Source organism: Bradyrhizobium iriomotense, assembly GCF_018129405.1.
Lineage (GTDB): Bacteria > Pseudomonadota > Alphaproteobacteria > Rhizobiales > Xanthobacteraceae > Bradyrhizobium > Bradyrhizobium iriomotense_B.
The window spans coordinates 1-16,106 of record NZ_JAFCLP010000001.1; the positions used below are offsets into that span (position 1 = coordinate 1).

18 protein-coding genes are annotated in these 16,106 nt (G+C 61.3%); 4 read left to right on the forward strand and 14 right to left on the reverse strand.

The window, feature by feature from the left end:
• On the reverse strand, nt 1-3,380 hold a 3,380-nt coding region (locus tag JQ592_RS00005; RefSeq protein WP_246820061.1), incomplete at its 3' end, for a DUF5801 repeats-in-toxin domain-containing protein.
• A 240-nt stretch (nt 3,381-3,620) separates the two neighbouring features.
• Between JQ592_RS00005 and JQ592_RS00010 the strand changes: the two genes are divergently transcribed.
• Nucleotides 3,621-4,049 carry a hypothetical protein gene (locus JQ592_RS00010; RefSeq protein WP_246820062.1) on the forward strand — a complete coding sequence of 143 codons (429 nt, stop codon included), beginning with the start codon at nt 3,621-3,623 and terminating at the stop codon, nt 4,047-4,049.
• 62 nt (nt 4,050-4,111) lie between these two features.
• On the opposite strand, the gene JQ592_RS00015 is transcribed toward JQ592_RS00010, so the two are convergent.
• Together JQ592_RS00015 and JQ592_RS00020 are read right to left on the reverse strand one after the other, a co-directional pair.
• Complete coding sequence (locus tag JQ592_RS00015) at nt 4,112-4,486, reverse strand: hypothetical protein (protein WP_211400886.1); 375 nt, start codon at nt 4,484-4,486, stop codon at nt 4,112-4,114.
• Nucleotides 4,487-4,597: 111 nt separating this feature from the next.
• Nucleotides 4,598-5,128 (reverse strand): hypothetical protein, encoded by a 531-nt coding sequence (locus JQ592_RS00020; RefSeq protein ID WP_246820063.1) that lies wholly within the window; start codon nt 5,126-5,128, stop codon nt 4,598-4,600.
• Nucleotides 5,129-5,717: 589 nt separating this feature from the next.
• On the opposite strand from JQ592_RS00020, the gene JQ592_RS00025 reads away from it, so the two are divergent.
• Complete coding sequence (locus JQ592_RS00025; RefSeq protein WP_246820064.1) at nt 5,718-6,089, forward strand: hypothetical protein; 372 nt, start codon at nt 5,718-5,720, stop codon at nt 6,087-6,089.
• A 128-nt stretch (nt 6,090-6,217) separates the two neighbouring features.
• Here the strand turns inward: JQ592_RS00025 and JQ592_RS00030 are convergent, their stop codons facing one another.
• The gene (locus tag JQ592_RS00030) at nt 6,218-6,490 is read right to left on the reverse strand and encodes a hypothetical protein (RefSeq protein ID WP_211400887.1); all 273 of its coding nucleotides are present in this window, start codon (nt 6,488-6,490) and stop codon (nt 6,218-6,220) included.
• Between the two features lie 98 nt (nt 6,491-6,588).
• Between JQ592_RS00030 and JQ592_RS38165 the strand changes: the two genes are divergently transcribed.
• Entirely contained in the window at nt 6,589-7,770 is a 1,182-nt protein-coding gene (locus JQ592_RS38165) for a hypothetical protein (RefSeq protein ID WP_246820065.1), read from the forward strand.
• A gap of 12 nt (nt 7,771-7,782) precedes the next feature.
• On the opposite strand, the gene JQ592_RS00040 is transcribed toward JQ592_RS38165, so the two are convergent.
• Nucleotides 7,783-7,998 carry a hypothetical protein gene (locus JQ592_RS00040; RefSeq protein WP_211400888.1) on the reverse strand — a complete coding sequence of 72 codons (216 nt, stop codon included), beginning with the start codon at nt 7,996-7,998 and terminating at the stop codon, nt 7,783-7,785.
• A gap of 199 nt (nt 7,999-8,197) precedes the next feature.
• On the opposite strand from JQ592_RS00040, the gene JQ592_RS00045 reads away from it, so the two are divergent.
• Entirely contained in the window at nt 8,198-8,557 is a 360-nt protein-coding gene (locus JQ592_RS00045; RefSeq protein WP_211400889.1) for a hypothetical protein, read from the forward strand.
• A 57-nt stretch (nt 8,558-8,614) separates the two neighbouring features.
• Here JQ592_RS00045 and JQ592_RS00050 read toward each other — a convergent pair whose 3' ends face one another.
• From JQ592_RS00050 to JQ592_RS00090, 9 genes are all read right to left on the reverse strand, one after another.
• Nucleotides 8,615-8,947, reverse strand: coding sequence for a hypothetical protein (locus JQ592_RS00050; protein WP_211400890.1), 333 nt, complete (start codon nt 8,945-8,947; stop codon nt 8,615-8,617).
• A gap of 268 nt (nt 8,948-9,215) precedes the next feature.
• Complete coding sequence (locus JQ592_RS00055) at nt 9,216-9,464, reverse strand: PilZ domain-containing protein (protein WP_349630430.1); 249 nt, start codon at nt 9,462-9,464, stop codon at nt 9,216-9,218.
• Nucleotides 9,465-9,764 carry a PilZ domain-containing protein gene (locus JQ592_RS00060; protein ID WP_211400891.1) on the reverse strand — a complete coding sequence of 100 codons (300 nt, stop codon included), beginning with the start codon at nt 9,762-9,764 and terminating at the stop codon, nt 9,465-9,467. It abuts the gene before it with no gap.
• Nucleotides 9,765-10,568: 804 nt separating this feature from the next.
• The gene (locus tag JQ592_RS00065) at nt 10,569-11,102 is read right to left on the reverse strand and encodes a hypothetical protein (protein WP_246820066.1); all 534 of its coding nucleotides are present in this window, start codon (nt 11,100-11,102) and stop codon (nt 10,569-10,571) included.
• 105 nt (nt 11,103-11,207) lie between these two features.
• A complete protein-coding gene (locus JQ592_RS00070; RefSeq protein WP_211400893.1) occupies nt 11,208-11,744 on the reverse strand; it encodes a tetratricopeptide repeat protein in 537 nt (178 codons plus the stop codon).
• 108 nt (nt 11,745-11,852) lie between these two features.
• Complete coding sequence (locus JQ592_RS00075) at nt 11,853-12,251, reverse strand: hypothetical protein (RefSeq protein ID WP_211400894.1); 399 nt, start codon at nt 12,249-12,251, stop codon at nt 11,853-11,855.
• Nucleotides 12,252-12,263: 12 nt separating this feature from the next.
• Nucleotides 12,264-13,919: a type II and III secretion system protein family protein gene (locus tag JQ592_RS00080; protein ID WP_211400895.1), complete on the reverse strand. Its 1,656-nt coding sequence runs from the start codon at nt 13,917-13,919 to the stop codon at nt 12,264-12,266.
• Between the two features lie 431 nt (nt 13,920-14,350).
• Complete coding sequence (locus tag JQ592_RS00085) at nt 14,351-14,776, reverse strand: TadE/TadG family type IV pilus assembly protein (protein ID WP_246820067.1); 426 nt, start codon at nt 14,774-14,776, stop codon at nt 14,351-14,353.
• Nucleotides 14,776-16,101 carry a pilus assembly protein TadG-related protein gene (locus JQ592_RS00090; RefSeq protein WP_211400897.1) on the reverse strand — a complete coding sequence of 442 codons (1,326 nt, stop codon included), beginning with the start codon at nt 16,099-16,101 and terminating at the stop codon, nt 14,776-14,778. The genes JQ592_RS00085 and JQ592_RS00090 overlap by 1 nt, the downstream gene beginning before the upstream one ends.
• Between the last annotated feature and the right edge of the window lie 5 nt (nt 16,102-16,106).

Here is a 16,106-nt window from a genome sequence, read left to right on the forward strand (position 1 = left end):
ACCTGCGATGAAGCGTTCACGGACGCCGTCACCGCCGGACCGTCGTCATGGAACAGGATCTGGCTGCCGACGTTCACCGCGTTCGACGAGGCCGTGTCGGCATCGCCGTCCGTCACCGTCACGATCACCGACAGCGCGCCGTTGGTCAGGCTCGTCGTCTCGTCGTAGCTGGTCCCGCCGGTCGGGTTGTGCAGCGACAGATACTGCTCGACCGTCACCACGCCGGTCGTGCCGTCCATCGAGATCGCAAACGCAACCGTGGTCGGCTGCCCCGCCACCACGCCCAGCACCAGGGTCGAGGAGATCTGCACCAGGTCGACCTGCGTGCCGTCCGTCAGCGTCACCCCGGAGGCGCCGGCCACCGCTGCCAGCGCGTAGCTGGTGCTGCCGCTCGCCGCCGGACCGTCCGCGCCGAATGCCGGATTGATGGTCACCAGCGCGCTGCCGCTCGACGCCGTCGAGATGTAGCCGGTGCCGGCAACGTCGAGGTCGTTGCCCGCCGTGTAGCCGGCCGGGACCAGCGTCGCCGGCGTGCTCGTCGGCGGCGACCCTGCATTGGTATTGCCTTCGTCCAGAACGACCTGCGCTTCTACGTTCAGGGAGGCCGTCACCGCCGGACCGTCGTCATGGAACAGGATCTGGCTGCCGACGTTCACCGCGTTCGACGAGGCCGTGTCGGCATCGCCGTCCGTCACCGTCACGATCACCGACAGCGCGCCGTTGGTCAGGCTCGTCGTCTCGTCGTAGCTCGACCCGCCGGTCGGGTTGTGCAGCGACAGATACTGTTCGACCGTCACCACGCCCGTCGTGCTGTCCATCGAGATCGCAAACGCAACCGTGGTCGGCTGACCCGCCACCACGCCCAGCACCAGGGTCGAGGAGATCTGCACCAGGTCGACCTGCGTGCCGTCCGTCAGCGTCACCCCGGAGTTGCCGGCCACCGCCGACAGCGCATAGCTGGTGCTGCCGCTCACCGCCGGACCGTCCGCACCGAATGCCGGATTGACGCTCACCAGCGCACTGCCGCTCGACGCCGTCGAGATGTAGCCGGTACCGCTGACGTCGCCGTCGTTGCCCGCCGTGTAGCCGGCCGGGACCAGCGTCGCCGGCGTGCTCGTCGGCGGCGAGCCTGCATTGGTATTGCCTTCGTCCAGAACGACCTGCGCTTCTACGTTCAGGGAGGCCGTCACCGCCGGACCGTCGTCATGGAACAGGATCTGGCTGCCGACGTTCACCGCGTTCGACGAGGCCGTGTCGGCGTCGCCGTCCGTCACCGTCACGATCACCGACAGCGTGCTGTTGGTCAGGCTCGTCGTCTCGTCATAGCTCGACCCGCCGGTCGGATTGTGCAGCGACAGATACTGCTCGACCGTCACCACGCCGGTCGTGCCGTCCATCGAGATCGCAAACGCAACCGTTTGCGTCCCGGTGACAACACCCAGCACCAGCGTCGCCGACGCCTGGACAAGATCAACCTGCGTGCCGTCCGTCAGCGTCACGCCGGAGTTGCCGGCCACCGCAGACAGTGCGTAGCTGATGCTGCCGCTCGCCGCCGGGCCGTCCGCGCCGAACACCGGGTTGATCGTCACCAGCGCGCTGCCGCTCGACGCCGTCGAGATGTAGCCCGTACCGCTCACATCGCCGTCGTCGCCCGCCGTATAGCCGACAGGCAACGCGATCGCCGCCGCCTGGCTCACCGGCGGCGCCCCCGCATTGGTGTTGCCTTCGTCCAGAACGACCTGTGCTTCCCTATCCACGGTCGCCGTCACCGCCGGACCGTCGTCATAGAACGTCACCTGCGGGCCGAGATCGATGCTCGCGCTTGCCGTGTCACCGTCGTTGTCGATGATCGTCGCCGTCAGCGTCACCGCACCGCTGGCAATGCTGATGCCCTCGTTGAGATCCGGGCTGGTGCCGTCGGCTTCCTTCACCGCGCGGTTATCCGTGAACGTCACGAAACCATTGCTGTCGACCGACAGCGTGAACACCAGCAGGTCGCTTGCCGCGGTGTGGCCTTCCACCGTCGTGCCGTTCATCACCAGCACGACAGCTTCGCCGGTCTGCGCGTCCACCAGGCCGCTCGACTTGGAGACATCGATCGACAGCGCATAGCTGATCGGATGCTCGGAATCGGGCACGCCATCCGCACCCGAGATCGCCTGGAAAATACCGCCGAACCACGCGGTCATCGCGTTGATGCCAGTGGGGGTCGAGCCGTCGATGCCGTTGGTCGCAGCCGTCAGGTTGCTCTCGTCGACGAACAGATTCGGAACCGATTGCTCCTCACCGTCCAGGACGACGTGAATCGACGGACCATCGTCCTGCAATGTCAGATGCGGGCCGACGTCGATGCTCGCGCTCGCGCTCTGGCTACTGTTGTCGGTCACGGTGACCGTGAGCGAGACAAGACCGGCAGGCACATGCGTGCCCTCGCTGACGTCGCCGTCCTCGCCGCTGCCTTCATGCACCGAGCGCAGATCCGTCAGCGTCAGCTTGCCGCTGGCATCGACGGACAGCGTGAAATCCTGCGGGCCACTGGCCGCTGCAGCCGCATCCTTGCCTTCGCGGCCGACCACGACTCCGTTCTCCAGGAACAGAAACACGTGATTTCCGGTCTGCGAATCGATCAGCCCGGTGTCCACGCCCGGCGCGCTGATCGACAGCGCAAAGGTCAGGGACTGCTGGCCGCCCGGCACGTTGAGCGTGACGGACAAAACACCCGACGCCACCGTACTCGCCGAATCAGGCGTGGAGCCGTCGATGCCGTTCGTCGCTGACGTCAGGAAGCTCTCGTCGACCACCAGTTCGGGCAGCGTGCCCAGCGCAATCGTCGGAGCCGGCGGGATCGGCGTCTGCGGGATAAAACCGGTTGGCGGCTGATCTGGAGTCCGCGGCAGATCCTCCGGGCCAGCCAGGATGTTGGTGGGCACCGGCGGCAGCGGATCGACAATGGGAGCGCTGAAGTTCGCGCCGCTCGCCTGCGCGTTGTTTTGACCCAGCGAGTCGCCGGCTGCGGGGAGAACGGACGAATCGGTAATGATCGGGAAGGCGCTGGCGAACTCGGCGACTGTCAGATCGCGACCCGGCGCAACCTGGATGGTGAGATTGCCGAGTTGATCGTGGCGGGAGTCGAAGAACGGCTCGACCGTCACCGTGGAGTGATTGTCGAAAAGAATGATCAGCTTCTCGCCGATATGAACGAGCGTAATCTTCTCGTTCGCAATAGCCGAAAAGTCGACTTGAACCTTCTGGTCATATCCGAGGTTCAAAACGACCGCCTGATCGGCGAATGGTTTGGTCAGCTTGAAAATGCGTGGCGGCGAGGCGCTATTCGAATTTCCGGCACCAGTAACCTGGGCAACCCGAAATTGCTCATTCATGAAAATCTCTCCGCCAAAAGGACGTGAAGTGAAAAATTGCAGGCAAATTTACGTCGAAGTGTATCTTTAAGCTATTGTTAACCCCGGCGAGGGTCAAGAAAACTATTTGGTTAATCAATACTTTCGATCAGGATGTGGTAAAGGGACCGCGCGGCCGCGATATGTCGCAAAACGGGCCAGATAAAAGCCGTTTTGGCGCATGTCGCTCCAGGCCCTGAAGCGCGGCAGCTGGAGCAAAGGATGAGGAAATTACTGGTAACGGCGGTGCTGGCCGGATCTTTCGGGTTGCATGCCGCCGCAGCTCAAAACCAGCCGGCGCCGGACGCCCAGATGGTCGAACGCACGGTCAAGGCCCAGCCGAACAAGGACACTCAGATCGGGCTTTACATTAACGTCAGACCCGATTGCACCTCCGGCCCGCTGCCAACCATCCGATTGGCGACCTCCCCGACGTCGGGAAAGGTCGTCGTAAAGCCCGGTAAGGTGAAGGCGACCAACTACAAGGCCTGCCTGGCGCTGGAAGTGCCGGCTTACGTGGCCTTTTACAAATCGCCTCCGGACTTTGTCGGCGACGATACGCTGACCATCGAGGTCAAGTATCCCGGCGGACGGACCGAGATTCAAAAGATTACGGTCAACGTCGCAGGACCCGGCGGCCAGAAGATCTAGGGCAAAAGATCATTGCGGGCTCGGCGCAAACGTTGCGCAGCCATCGTCGACCGGACTTGAATTCAGTCCACCCGCGTGACCTCACATTGGCTGCGTGAGTTCGGTCCGACCACGCCGATATTGACGTTCTTGAACTGGTAGCTCTCATGCGCGGGAACAGGCTGGTTGGCCCACACCAGAACTTTCGTCGCGCGCTCTCGATCGTCGTCGATCCAGCAAGTCAGCTCGACACTGTCGATCTTCTTGTCGGTGCCGTTGGAAAGCACAAAACTGGCGATGCCGTAATTATCGGCCCGCCGCGTTGTCTGGAATGAGTCGATCTTGACCAGTTCACCCAGGCCCGAGGGTGCAGCGGGCGGTTGCGTATCTTGCGCCGCCGCCGCGTCAATCAGGGCGCACAGCCCCACACAGCAGACGATCCCGGTCAACGTCCTCATTGCACGCCTCATCCCCGAACGCGGCGATACTTCCGCGTCTGCGGGGCTGGCGCAAGTGCCTGCCGCTATTGCGGCGCGGAAACTGCGCAGCGGCCTTGCGGTGGCGCAACGTCAGTGAGAGAGCGTCTTCGCGCCCGAATTCTGCTCCGGGCCGGCACTGCAATCGCCGATCCGATGTGCCACGACCAGCTCGACTCGCGGCATCTGCCCCTCACTCAGCTCGTTCTGCTCAGTGTAGGACTCCTCGCTATGAACCGTGATCACCGTGCTGACGGGGCCCATGAAATCGCAACGGTTCGCGAAAGTGTATTGATTGTTCTTCTTCTCGGGTCTCGCAGAGACGCAGCTGCCGACCGAGGGAGACGAGAACGTCGCCTTCATCGAGACGGTCGGATCGACACAGGCCGTCAGCTCCCGCTCGAGCAAACGGTGCTTCGGCTTGCGATGAGCGACCATATCGAGCGTACGAACGAAGTGCCACAGACCTTTGCGGAAGGTCGGCCCCTGGAATTCATCCGCCTTGGCTACAGTGGTGGTTGAGGCGATCAGAAGCGCCAGAGCGGCACAACGAACGGAAGAGGTCGCAAGGATTGAACGCCGGCCTGTGGTCATTGTCTCCATACCTGCTCGCTTGCGCCCCAAGGATCAGCCGCACGGTCGAAAAGCACTGCCTCAGGTTCGGGCACTGTCCTAAAGCAAACATTAACATTGCGAGAGACCCGTTAAATTACGGAAAACCCGCCTGCCCGACCTGCTGTTTCGAATCGCGCGTGACTACTCCTGCTCCCCACGCGACTTCTTGTCACGGCGTCGGACGGCCGGTCAACCACGCACCATTACGGAAGATCAATGGCAGGGCTTAAAGGCAGTTCACGCGCCATAAATTCCGGCGACCGCGGCATTTCGGTAACAGTGAGCCGGCCGGATCGGGAGAAGAACCCAACGGCCAAACAGACCGGTCGCGAGCGCGCCGGTATTCCAGAGACGCAACTCGCCGGGCTAAATCGAATTTATCCTGGCACTCGCAAATCCGCCGCGCCAGAACACGTTCCGCGGGAACGGCAAAGGCTTTCTGAAAAGCTGAAAATGGCCGATGCTCGGCCCCCGCGCGAAGCGCCTGGATGACGCGCCGCGAAGAGTTCGGCGCACTCCGAAAGGAGGCCGCGCTGATTGACCTTTGATGCCATTTTTGCTCTTTTAGCTGAATATTTCTCGCTTTTGGGGGGCTGCGATGCAGAGCAGATTCAACGGATTTCTTTGGGGCGCGGCCTTCTTGAGTCTGGCACTCGGCACGAGCCAAGCCAGCGCGGCCGATCTGGGCCTGATGGCCTCACCCGCAGCGGTCGGAAACTGCAGCGAGCTGGTGTTTGTCTGCGAGAATGGCAAGCAATATCCGCTTTGCCCGATCGCGGTCTCGGTTGCCGGCGAGGTTGTGACGGCATCTCTGCACACCGGACGCCATGGCGGTGCGCATGTCCGGCTGGTTCCAATGGGGGTCGGGTATCGCTACGCCGGACGCGGCATCTGGCTCGACGGCTTCCGCGAAAATGCCCTGCTAAACTTCGGCAAACACAGCCAGATCGCCTGCACCCTCGCCCACTAGAGCCTTTCCCGTTCCGATGGAATCGGAACGGGGCTCTAGATTCTTGTTTTGACGCGTTTTCTTGACGCGAACGGGTACCCACTTCGCTCGAAAACGCTCTAGGGCGAGGAGCGCCTGAGGCGAGCTGATCAGCCCTTGGTGCGCAGCACGGCTCCCTGCGGCCTTGGATGCATATAGGCCTTGGGCTGAACATAGACCGGGCAGTAATTATTCCATTGATACTGCTGCCAGTTCCACTTCCAGCAGCCAGCGTCAATCTGCGGCGCGGGGCCGAAATCCAGACGATATGGCTCGTCGCCGAAGGGATAGGGACCGCTGTGCGCGGCGCTTGAAACGAACATGACTGTCAGGGAAATAGCGGTCGCGGTCAGCAATTTCGGCATGTTGCCCTCGATCTTCATGCGCTAATGCGCGACAGTGCCAAAGCGGGAGTTTCCAATCAAGGCCCCAGCGTGCGAATAGTTGAGCGCCGTCCGGTTGTTCGCTCGTTCCGCCTGTTTTGGCATCCCGCCTGATCATCGTGGTCGCCGTGCAAGCCAACCTCGCCATCCTTGCCGCACTTGCGAGTCGTCCGAACGGACGGATTGCGTTTGCCGAGCTCGAGCTGCAACTGCAGGCGCATGACGAGACTGGTGAGATCGAAGACCGGATAGAACAACAGGTCTCCGCCGGAATCGAGCTGATTGAGGCCGGCCTCGCCATCGTGGATGGCGACAGCCTGGAGATCACCGAGGCCGGTCGTGCGGTCATTGAAGCCCTCCTCGATCGCTCATTGCCTCAGTCGAATTCGCTTGAAAGCATTGATCATCTGATTGGCGCCGAAGTGCGCTCGAGGATGTTCAATCTTGATCTCCGCGAAGATGCCGAAACCCACTCCTCCCAAGGCTTGAACGCTCCCACGACAGACGGCGCCGATCGCGCACCGAGGCAGGCGGCCGAGCCTGGCACCGCCGACCTGGATGTGAACGCCGCCGCTCCCGAACCGGCCATCCCGCCAGCTGTCGCGGCTCCGCCATCGACAACGGCCCGTCGCCACTCCTCACGCGAACCAGATCCTGCGCCGGACAATGGTGCCTGGCGAGCTCGCACGTTCAAGGCAATTGCCGGCCCGCTGCATCGCCTGGCCGCGCTTTGGCGGCGGCACCTCGAGCAGGATCTGCCGAAAGCGCGGATGGCCACCCGGGGAACCAGCGTCAATGGAATCGTCATTGCGCTTATCAGCCTGCTGGTCGTCATCATCTGCGCCGGCGCCGTGATTGCCCTGCGACAGATCAGGTCGCTGCAGACGGAAATCTCCTCCCTGCAGCGAGAGCTCTCGCCGCTGAAGGAGCGGCTTTCGCGGTTTGATCAGGCAGAAAAAGCACGGCAGGCCGAGGAAAAGGCGCGGGAAGAACGCAGCAAACGGACGGCAGACAATCCGCCGCAGCAGGCGCCTCCTCTCGCTCTGTCACGGGAGGAAATTCAACTCATTCGCAACTATATCAAACCCGCCCCTAGCGTCGGCTCCTCCACCGCGCCGGCAGTTGGCGACCCGATCGGCGGAGCGACGATCCCCTTCCCTTCGCCGGTCACGGAAAAGGTGCCCAAATTGCTCGGCGCGAGATTCGCGATCCGCAATGGGGCCATCGTGATCGTCAGAAGGGACAGCCGTCAGATCGACGCCGTACTTGGGCCGAACTGAACGTCCGGTTCATCAGAGCGCCAGCGAGTATGGAAATTGTCTCGTCAGATCGAGATTGAGATAACCGCTGCCATCGATCCATTGATGTGGGCAATAAGCGAGCGTGGATGGATCGACGAGCAGACCGTCTCGAAGAATTGCCTCGCGCGTGCCTATCCTCCCCGTCGGTATCTCGCCTTCTTGTGGATCGAAGCGCAACGCATCAAACACAGCGGTATCGTTTGTCACCCGAAGCCCCTGCTGAAATGAACATCTCGAAAGTGACAAAGACTATCGATCCGATTAACCGAGGCAAGCCTTATCGTTTTTGCAGCTGCTAACTCACCGGCAGCCGCGTACCCTATTCGCTATCGCTGTCACGCGAGAGCGGATAGGCTCAGGTGTGTCTACTCCTGTTTCTGACATCCAATTTGAGAGGAGAAACGCGATGCGAGGCACTTCATACATTCTGGCGGCTGCGGCGCTTCTTGGGATCGGCACCCTCGTGACATCAGGATCAGCCGTTGCCGGCGGAACGCGGATGGGAACGGGCGGCCTTCCCACCGTCGAAAATGCGTGGGGGTTTGGATACGGCCAGGGCCCGTCCTTCTATGGACAGTATGCGCCCCTTGCGGAAGACAGCTACGTCTTCAGTTACGAGTATCCTGTCTTTGCAGGCCGCGACGTGCGAGCGATCGCCGTCGACCTCTCCAATTCGCGCTTTCGGCACCGCCCGGTCGCCGGCCCTGGAATTATCTACTACCGCGGCCAGTATCCCCGCCCGTACCGCATGAACCAATATTGGTGAGCTGATCGACGGAGCTCCCTGCGCGGCCACCAGCGCCGCGCGGGCGAAGAAGACGCGTCATCCCTCGTCTGCTTGCGCGTCCCCGTTGGGGCGATCCGGGGTCTCTTTCAATTTATGCACGCGCTTGCTGACCAATCCCTTGATCGCATCGTAAGCTTCGAGCAAAGGCGGCGTTAACGAGAAGAAAGCGCCAAGCGCAATTGCGATGACGACATGCCGTAGCAAGACGCTCTCGTCCTGAGTTTCAGTCGTGCCGGATTTCATCCCGATTGCGACGCCCGACCCTCTGGCGACGTTCGCCGTCCGCGGCCTACGCGGCGGAATCATCACCACGACGAAGAGAACGTTAATCAGCAACCAAATGCCGAGAATGATGAACAGCGTCCTCATTCGTAAAATCCAAAAAATCGATACGGATAAATCTTCGATATCCGAGGGCTAAATGTGCCCATGGACCAGTCACAGTTGTCCAGGCCACTCCCTGATGCAAGCCTAAATCTTGGTCGTTAAATATTAAATATGCCAATAAAACGTGATCGGCGCGGCGGCCCGGGTTTCCCTGGCCCCGGCATGGGCTTCCGATTTTCGGTCTGAACGGCAGTCTTCTCGAACACGAAGCGACCTGCCGCGCATTGCTGGTATCGCGATCGTGCAATCCTCAATCCAGGAACTCGACACCGATACGATTTCCGCTGGACCAGACGACGCGGCAATCCCGGACGATGCGATCCTTCTCCAGCATCAGCTTGATGCGGGGTCTGACGTAGACCTTGTCCGCCATCTCGATGGCGGCGCCATAATCGGAGAGACTGACGACGCGGCATCGCATGCTGGATCCGTCACCTGCGATGTATGCGACCTCGTCAACCGTTGCGCGCTGCTGTCTGCGACGCTCCTCCACGACCACTCACCTCTTGCTCAAGTTCTTGCCGCGCAGGAAGTGGACTCCAATGTTGTCGCCGTTGATCCAGGCCAGTTCGCAGCGGCGGAAGGCCGCTCCGGTCGTCGAAAGCAGCAGGAAAAACTCCTTCAGCGCAAGCCCCTCGATCGACCCGTCGATCTTGAGCTTCGCTCCGGCTTCGGCCACGTCGGTCATCTTACATTGACGGCTCCACGTACCGTCGATGGCCACCATGTGCACGTCGACGCCGCGCGAGAACTCGATACGTGCCGTTCCACGTTTTTCGGGTGGTAGTGAACCAGACATGTCAGGACGAAACCCGGATTTGAAAATTCAATCGAGTCGCAGCTCGCCACCTGCCGGACAAACCTGGCCCGCCGGCGCGAGACGCCCTTACGAAATCATGCACCCTTCGGCCGCCGGCCGAAGCACGCGCCATTGAAATTGCGCGTCGTCCCCATAGTGCGGGACAAAAATTCAGGAAAGGCTAATGGGCCTGTCGGATTTCGGCAAATCGCAACCGGGTTCTCCGGCTGCGGCGGCCCGGGGCGCAAAACCGGATTGAACACTCGCAACGCCCCGCCCTTAGCCGAATTTACGATCGTAAATTCGGCATCAGCCATCGTAAAATCGACTTAACTCGATTTTGGGTTCCGGTAATCCTGCGGATTTCAGGCAGGGTTCCATGGTGCTACGGTTCCATCGCGAGCGACGGAACCCTGCCAGCCCCGGGTAGAACGGCGCCGCAAACGACCTTGGCCCGCCTCCACCGCCCTTTTTGCCGGAGGCGGGCTTCCTTTCCATTTACCTGCCCAAACTGAAAGGGGCCGCTCAAAGAGCGGCCCCTTGCCGGTTGAAATGATTGTCCGTACTGAAATTCCAGCCCCGGCATCAACACCCTAGCGGTACTGAAGTGCCATGTGGATTCCGTTCGACTACGGTGAACAATACTGCCGTAATTTCAGGGCGGTCCCGGACGCCAAGGCCAGGTTCGCCAGAGAAACCAGGGGTCAGCGCGCAGGCGGGGGCGCGGCCGCTGATCTGCTCCACCGCGTTCGCATCGTCGGGCGCCGCCAGCTCGCCTTCACCTGATCGGAAAGCGCTTCGAAATCAATCGAGCTCGTGGACGATGCGGGAGCTTCCCCGCAACCGACGAACCAGAGCACCGATTTCCTGATGAACGGCGCGGAAATACAGCAGATGCGTGATTGCAAAGGACAGCATGCAAGTGCCGAGGATGGTCGCCATCACGAACAGCCCCCCCGATGGGACCGCAATGGTCTCGAGCGACGCCTGTCGGAGGGTCGGCATGCCAACCTGCCAGGATGCCACCAGAAACACGGCGTAGGCTGCGCTGAGATGCGTTGCGATCGTGAAGAGCGGCCGGGATTTGGCAGCGAGCCCCAGACAGGCAAGCACGAAGATCGGAAGCGCAAGTCCGAACAGTTGAAAACCATCGACGCCGACGAAATAGCTCAGATAGGCATCGCTTCGCTGGAAGATGCCGAACAGCTTGAGATTGATGAACCAGAGTATCTCGGAGCTCGGGGCGTATTCAAGCGCGCGCACGGCGAGTTCGGCGCTCAGCGTGGCGGCAAAAAGTGCCAACGGCCCGAGAAATTGCAATTTAAACAGCCGGTTCATCCGACAAGCCATACGTTAAAGACGTTGAGCTTGTCTTAAAGGGTCCCCTGGACCGCGCCGGCGGGCTTGATCAGCCCTAAGCAATCACAAAATGCGGTTTATGATTCACGGCTGATTGTTCGGCGGCCGTTCGATGAACCGGCGGCTGCCATTGAGAAGCTCGAGGTTATTGGCGATGACCGGATTGCCCGGGTCGAGCGAGTAGGCTTTCTCGAACTTGCGCCGCGCCGCGCTCAGGTTGCCGCGCAGCATGTAGGAATAGCCCTGATCGTTCAGGATCTGCACGGTCTCGCCGCCGAGGCGGATCGCCTGGGCGTAGGCCTGGTCGGCCAGATCGAAGCGGCGCAACCGGTCATAGCTCGCCGCAAGACCGATCCAGGCGGTCAGGTCCTTCGGGGACTTCTCGACGCCATCTCTAAAATAGCGGTTGGCAATGCCGTAATTGCCGCGGTTGAAGTGCTCGAGCCCCAGCCGCACCGGCTCGTCCGACGGATAATATTTGACGTCGGTCGGCTCCTGAACGGGGTCCGGGCCGCCGGCGTCGACGGGCGCGACGATCGCGGCCTGCCTCAGCGTGTAGTCGCACGCGGCAAGGCCGGTCGCGAGCCAGCAACAGGTCAGCATCAGAAATAGACGCCGCATCAGTCCTTGTCCCCCGCCGGATCGCAGCGGCCTCCGCCAGCCCCCAGCAAAATGCTGCAAAACAACCCCATGCACAGTAGACTTGTCATTGAAATGATTTGAGTTTTTTTATCTTGCTGCAGGCCCACCCACCGGTACCGAGATACCGGAAGACGCACCAGCTCCCAAACCTTGCACGTCGATGCTCTGAGTCGGCGTGGGCCGTACCCCCATTTGCTTCGTCGCATCGCTGATGTCGGGAAGCTGATCCACGGGCTGTTTCGTGTTGCCATAGCGCGTGACCGCAGCGCCGGCGCGGCGCGCATCGGTCGCGATCCGGGTGTCGCCGACATAGCGCGGCCATGGCGTGATGGTGTGGGTGACGGCGTTGACCTGCTTGGCGTCGCCGGCGCTCATGGTGATGGTGTCGGAGCGCTGGAAGTAGCGGTCCACCTCGTCATGCCCGGCGAGCCCGTAACATCCCCCGAGCAGGAGGGGCGCGCACAGAGCCAGATACCTGATGGTCATCTCTCGCGTCCTTCAATTGAGGGTTTTCACGACGGGCTGGTCGGCTGCCGCGGCCGGAGGCGGAACCGGCGTCCTGAGCTCGGGCGCGATGATATGGCCGTACGGCCCCTTCACCTCGCCGCCGGAATTGACGTAGTCGTCGTAACGCTTGCGGACTTCCATCTGGCCGTTGAGGAAGAAATCGACGTCGTTGGCCGGCAGGCGCGAATCGAGCGGCGAGGCCAGTTGCTGCCCCGGCGCTGCCGGCGCAACCAGGCGCGGCGTCACGATGATGACGAGATCGGTTTCCTGCTGCTGATAGGACTTGCTGCTGAACAAGCTTCCAATCACCGGCACCGAGCCGATCCAGGGCAGTTGCGAGACGTCCTGGCGGTTGCGGGTCTGGAGCAGGCCGGCGATGGCGAAGCTCTGGCCGTCGCGCAATTCGACCGTGGTGCGCGCGTCGCGGCGGGTCAATGCCGGGACCGTCGTGCCCTGAATCGTCACCGCGTTCTGGAAATCGAGTTCGCTGACAGATGGCTCAACCCGAAGATTGATCACACCGCGCGAGAGAACCGTGGGAACGAAGGCCAGCTCGACACCGAACTTCTTGTATTCGATCGAAACCGTCGGAAACCCCGCCACCGACTGGGTCGGTATTGGCACTGGAAACTCGCCACCGGCCAGAAAGCGCGCGGCGTCCCCGGAAAGCGTTGTCAAGTTCGGCTCGGCCAGCCGGCGTGCCAATCCCTTGGTTTCCAACGCAGAGATCAGCAGGTCTACTGAGCCACCTCCGCTTGTCCTGACGATACTGGTCAGCAAGCTTCCGAACGGGGCCGGAGCGACGCCGCCCGCGGTGCCAATGAGTGTCTGTGCGGTTCCAAGAATGGGAAGGCTTCCCGTCGGGGGAGAACCGACGGCGCCTCCGCCAGTGCCGAGGGCGCCATTGGCGGTATTGATACCGCCGATCGGTGCGCGGCCCACCCGCGTGGCGCCGCCGAGCCCTGTATTTCCGACGTTCGTCCCATTGGCATTCGCCGCATAGAGATTGACGCCGATGTCGCGCCCAGCGTCCCGACTGACCTCGAGGAAGCGCACTTCGAGCATCACCTGCTGCGGTGCCGCGACGCTCATTGCATTGACGACGGTGCCGCCCTTGCCGACCGTGCCGGTCGCAATCGCCATCGCCCGCTCGGCGGCGACGGCATCGACGACCGTTCCGTTCAACACCACCTGCCCCTCGGACGAGGAGACGCGAATGCCGGGGGAGCCGGTGCTGGCGCGGATGTTCTGCTGCAGGCTGTTGGTGTCGATGGCGACCTCGACATCGAGGATGCCGATCTGCTTCATCGAGGAGTCGAGCAAAATGACGTTGGTGGTGCCGGTCTGCTTGCCCTGGATGTAGATCAGGTGATCGCTCAGCGACTTCACGTCGGCGATGTCGGACGAGCCGGCAACGATGGTCGCAAAGGCCTGATCGACCCGGAAGGTCCTGGACTTGTTGACGATCACCTTCACGCGCTGGACGTCGTTCATCTCGCTGACGAAGACGCCACCAGGGGAAACCCGCCGGTCGGCGGCGCCCACGTGGTCCGCGGAACCGACCAAGGCAAGGCCGGCGCCCAAAGCCAACACGCTCAGCGCGCAACGCCTGCTTCCGGCCCCAATGAAAACGCGACGGCCACCCATTTCCAAACCCCTTGCCGCATTCTACGGCTGTCCCCGACAATGCACTCCCGGGCGCTTCAGCAACTCTCCTTCGTACGCAACGCCACAGAGCTTACAATTCGTTCCACTACAAACCGTTACCGGGTATTCCCGGCCGTTACGTCAGGCCTAAAATCATTCCCCGCATCCGCCCGGGGGCCAAGGCCGCCGGCCGCGCAAAGCAGCACCGGGATCATCATCAATCCTGCAGTGCATTGGCAAGGTGAGACCCTCGCCACAGTGCGGCAATGCCACAGAAAACTGATTAATGTTGCCCTCGGGCACCACTTCTTGTTGCCGATTCGCAGCACATTGGCCGTTACGATGCCTACAATCTGCGGATGCTATCGCATCGCAGAGCCTACCGCATCGCGGCGAACAGTGCTGCCCTCCCGGTAAATTTCAGACCATGGCTAGAACGGAACCTGGGTAGAGGCGCTCGGCGCGTCCAGGGACGAGCCCCAGATCGGCATCAGCATTTTGAAGCCCGGCTCAGACGCCGTCACCGTAAGCGAAGCGGCTCCCGTCGTCACATTCAGGGTCGGCGCGAGACCGCCTGCAAACAGGAACGGCGCAACGTTTTTTTTGGCCGTCTCGGATGGCAGAGGGTCGCCGCTGCATGTGGGAGTCGTTCTTGCGATTACGGCATCCGTGTAGCACGTGCTGCCCGATGCGCCGACCATGGTGGCCCGAGCACCGGCATTCGCGAGCGCCCGCAGTGATTGCATGGTGATTGCATAACGTCCGAGATCGAAGATGGTGAATACCAACGTGAAGAATGCCACGGCAACCAGACAAAACTCAAACGCCGCGACACCGCGCTGGTCGAGCCTTTTCATCACTGCACCAATCGAACGATCTGGCTTTGAACCTTCACACTAGCGGGGCATCCCGAGTTGTCAAAGTTGGAGTTGCCAGCGAGGGTGATGCCTTTTGCAATGACTTCAACGCAAGTGTAAGACTGCGTGCTCCCCTGATAACTCACATCCGCATTGGGAAAATAGACGATACCGTTTAAGTAGTTCGCAGAATTTCCCGTTAGGCTGACGGTCTGATTTTTGTTGGTCTTTTCCGGATCATAAATTAGCAGCTGGCTCATCAGGCTGAGAACCGAAACCAATGCGGCCGGCACTTGGGTAGAGAGTACGGTGCTGGATGCTGTAATCTGAATCAACGGACCACCGTTGATCGTCAGGGTTGATCCGGGAAGCAGTATCAAGGTGGCGGAGGATCCGGCTAGCGTCTTCAATGTAGTGCCACCGCCGATAGTCACGGGACCATTGAAGAAATACACCCCGTTAAGATTGTAGGTCTGATTCCCGAACTTGAATTTGTTGGCGCCATTGCCCATGTCGTTGTAGCACTGATGAGTGGCGTCATAGGCCGTCAGAGTCGAGCCACATGAACCAGAGAAACTGCTCGTGCTGAGCGTCGACATCGCCGCATTCAAGCCGCTCAGCGGATCCGGAACGGGCGGCGCATAGGTAATTGCCTTGCTGCATTGTCCGCCGCCGTTGTCATGGCAGTCTCCTTGTCCGGAGATTGATCCAGCCTTACTGACGTCGAGACCGTTACCGGTAAAGTTCAGGGAATTGGATTGCGTGCTGTTTGATGACAGGCCGCATTGTTGCGCCTGTACGGTTGTGCTTCCCTGAAATGCAAGTGGGTCCGAGAGAGTCAAGACGCAGGGGTTCGCCAGGATCTTGACTTGGGCGGTTGCCGTCGCGCCGATCGTCACAGAGGTTAATCCCAGGACTCTTGCCAGGTATGCCGGCTGTGTCTGGGAGACGGTGGCCTTAACCGCATCCGTGCCCTGAGGAGTGATCGTGACGTTCTGAGTGGTGCCGCTCGCAAGAGTGGTACACCGCCTACCCGGGTACGCGGTACCGTCGCCGGTGTTGCAGAAGGCGTTCTGTGACGCAAACTGCTTGCCGCGATAGTCCATGGATTGCGCATCAACAGTACAGGCCGTCGGAGAAAGGGAGCAAGCCAACCACAAGCCGCCTGAATAGGCCGCCGCATCCGCGGCATTCTGCGCGTGTTGCTTGGTGACGTACCAGGATCCCGCCTCGGCCCCAAGGGCAACGACTCCGATCAGCGGCACCAGGGCGATAACGGTTGCGAATGCGACCGAACCACGACGACAACGAAGCAGGTTACGCATGGGAC

What these genes read in the sequence shown, in the direction of transcription:
- JQ592_RS00070 (WP_211400893.1), bottom strand. Translation starts at nt 11,744, where the DNA reads ATGCGGCGTCTATTTCTGATGCTGACCTGTTGCTGGCTCGCGACCGGC.
- JQ592_RS00010 (WP_246820062.1), top strand. Translation starts at nt 3,621, where the DNA reads ATGAGGAAATTACTGGTAACGGCGGTGCTGGCCGGATCTTTCGGGTTG.
- JQ592_RS00060 (WP_211400891.1), bottom strand. Translation starts at nt 9,764, where the DNA reads ATGTCTGGTTCACTACCACCCGAAAAACGTGGAACGGCACGTATCGAG.
- JQ592_RS00090 (WP_211400897.1), bottom strand. Translation starts at nt 16,101, where the DNA reads ATGCGTAACCTGCTTCGTTGTCGTCGTGGTTCGGTCGCATTCGCAACC.
- JQ592_RS00065 (WP_246820066.1), bottom strand. Translation starts at nt 11,102, where the DNA reads ATGAACCGGCTGTTTAAATTGCAATTTCTCGGGCCGTTGGCACTTTTT.
- JQ592_RS00045 (WP_211400889.1), top strand. Translation starts at nt 8,198, where the DNA reads ATGCGAGGCACTTCATACATTCTGGCGGCTGCGGCGCTTCTTGGGATC.
- JQ592_RS00025 (WP_246820064.1), top strand. Translation starts at nt 5,718, where the DNA reads ATGCAGAGCAGATTCAACGGATTTCTTTGGGGCGCGGCCTTCTTGAGT.
- JQ592_RS00050 (WP_211400890.1), bottom strand. Translation starts at nt 8,947, where the DNA reads ATGAGGACGCTGTTCATCATTCTCGGCATTTGGTTGCTGATTAACGTT.
- JQ592_RS00080 (WP_211400895.1), bottom strand. Translation starts at nt 13,919, where the DNA reads ATGGGTGGCCGTCGCGTTTTCATTGGGGCCGGAAGCAGGCGTTGCGCG.
- JQ592_RS00075 (WP_211400894.1), bottom strand. Translation starts at nt 12,251, where the DNA reads ATGACCATCAGGTATCTGGCTCTGTGCGCGCCCCTCCTGCTCGGGGGA.
- JQ592_RS00085 (WP_246820067.1), bottom strand. Translation starts at nt 14,776, where the DNA reads ATGAAAAGGCTCGACCAGCGCGGTGTCGCGGCGTTTGAGTTTTGTCTG.
- JQ592_RS00015 (WP_211400886.1), bottom strand. Translation starts at nt 4,486, where the DNA reads ATGAGGACGTTGACCGGGATCGTCTGCTGTGTGGGGCTGTGCGCCCTG.
- JQ592_RS00030 (WP_211400887.1), bottom strand. Translation starts at nt 6,490, where the DNA reads ATGAAGATCGAGGGCAACATGCCGAAATTGCTGACCGCGACCGCTATT.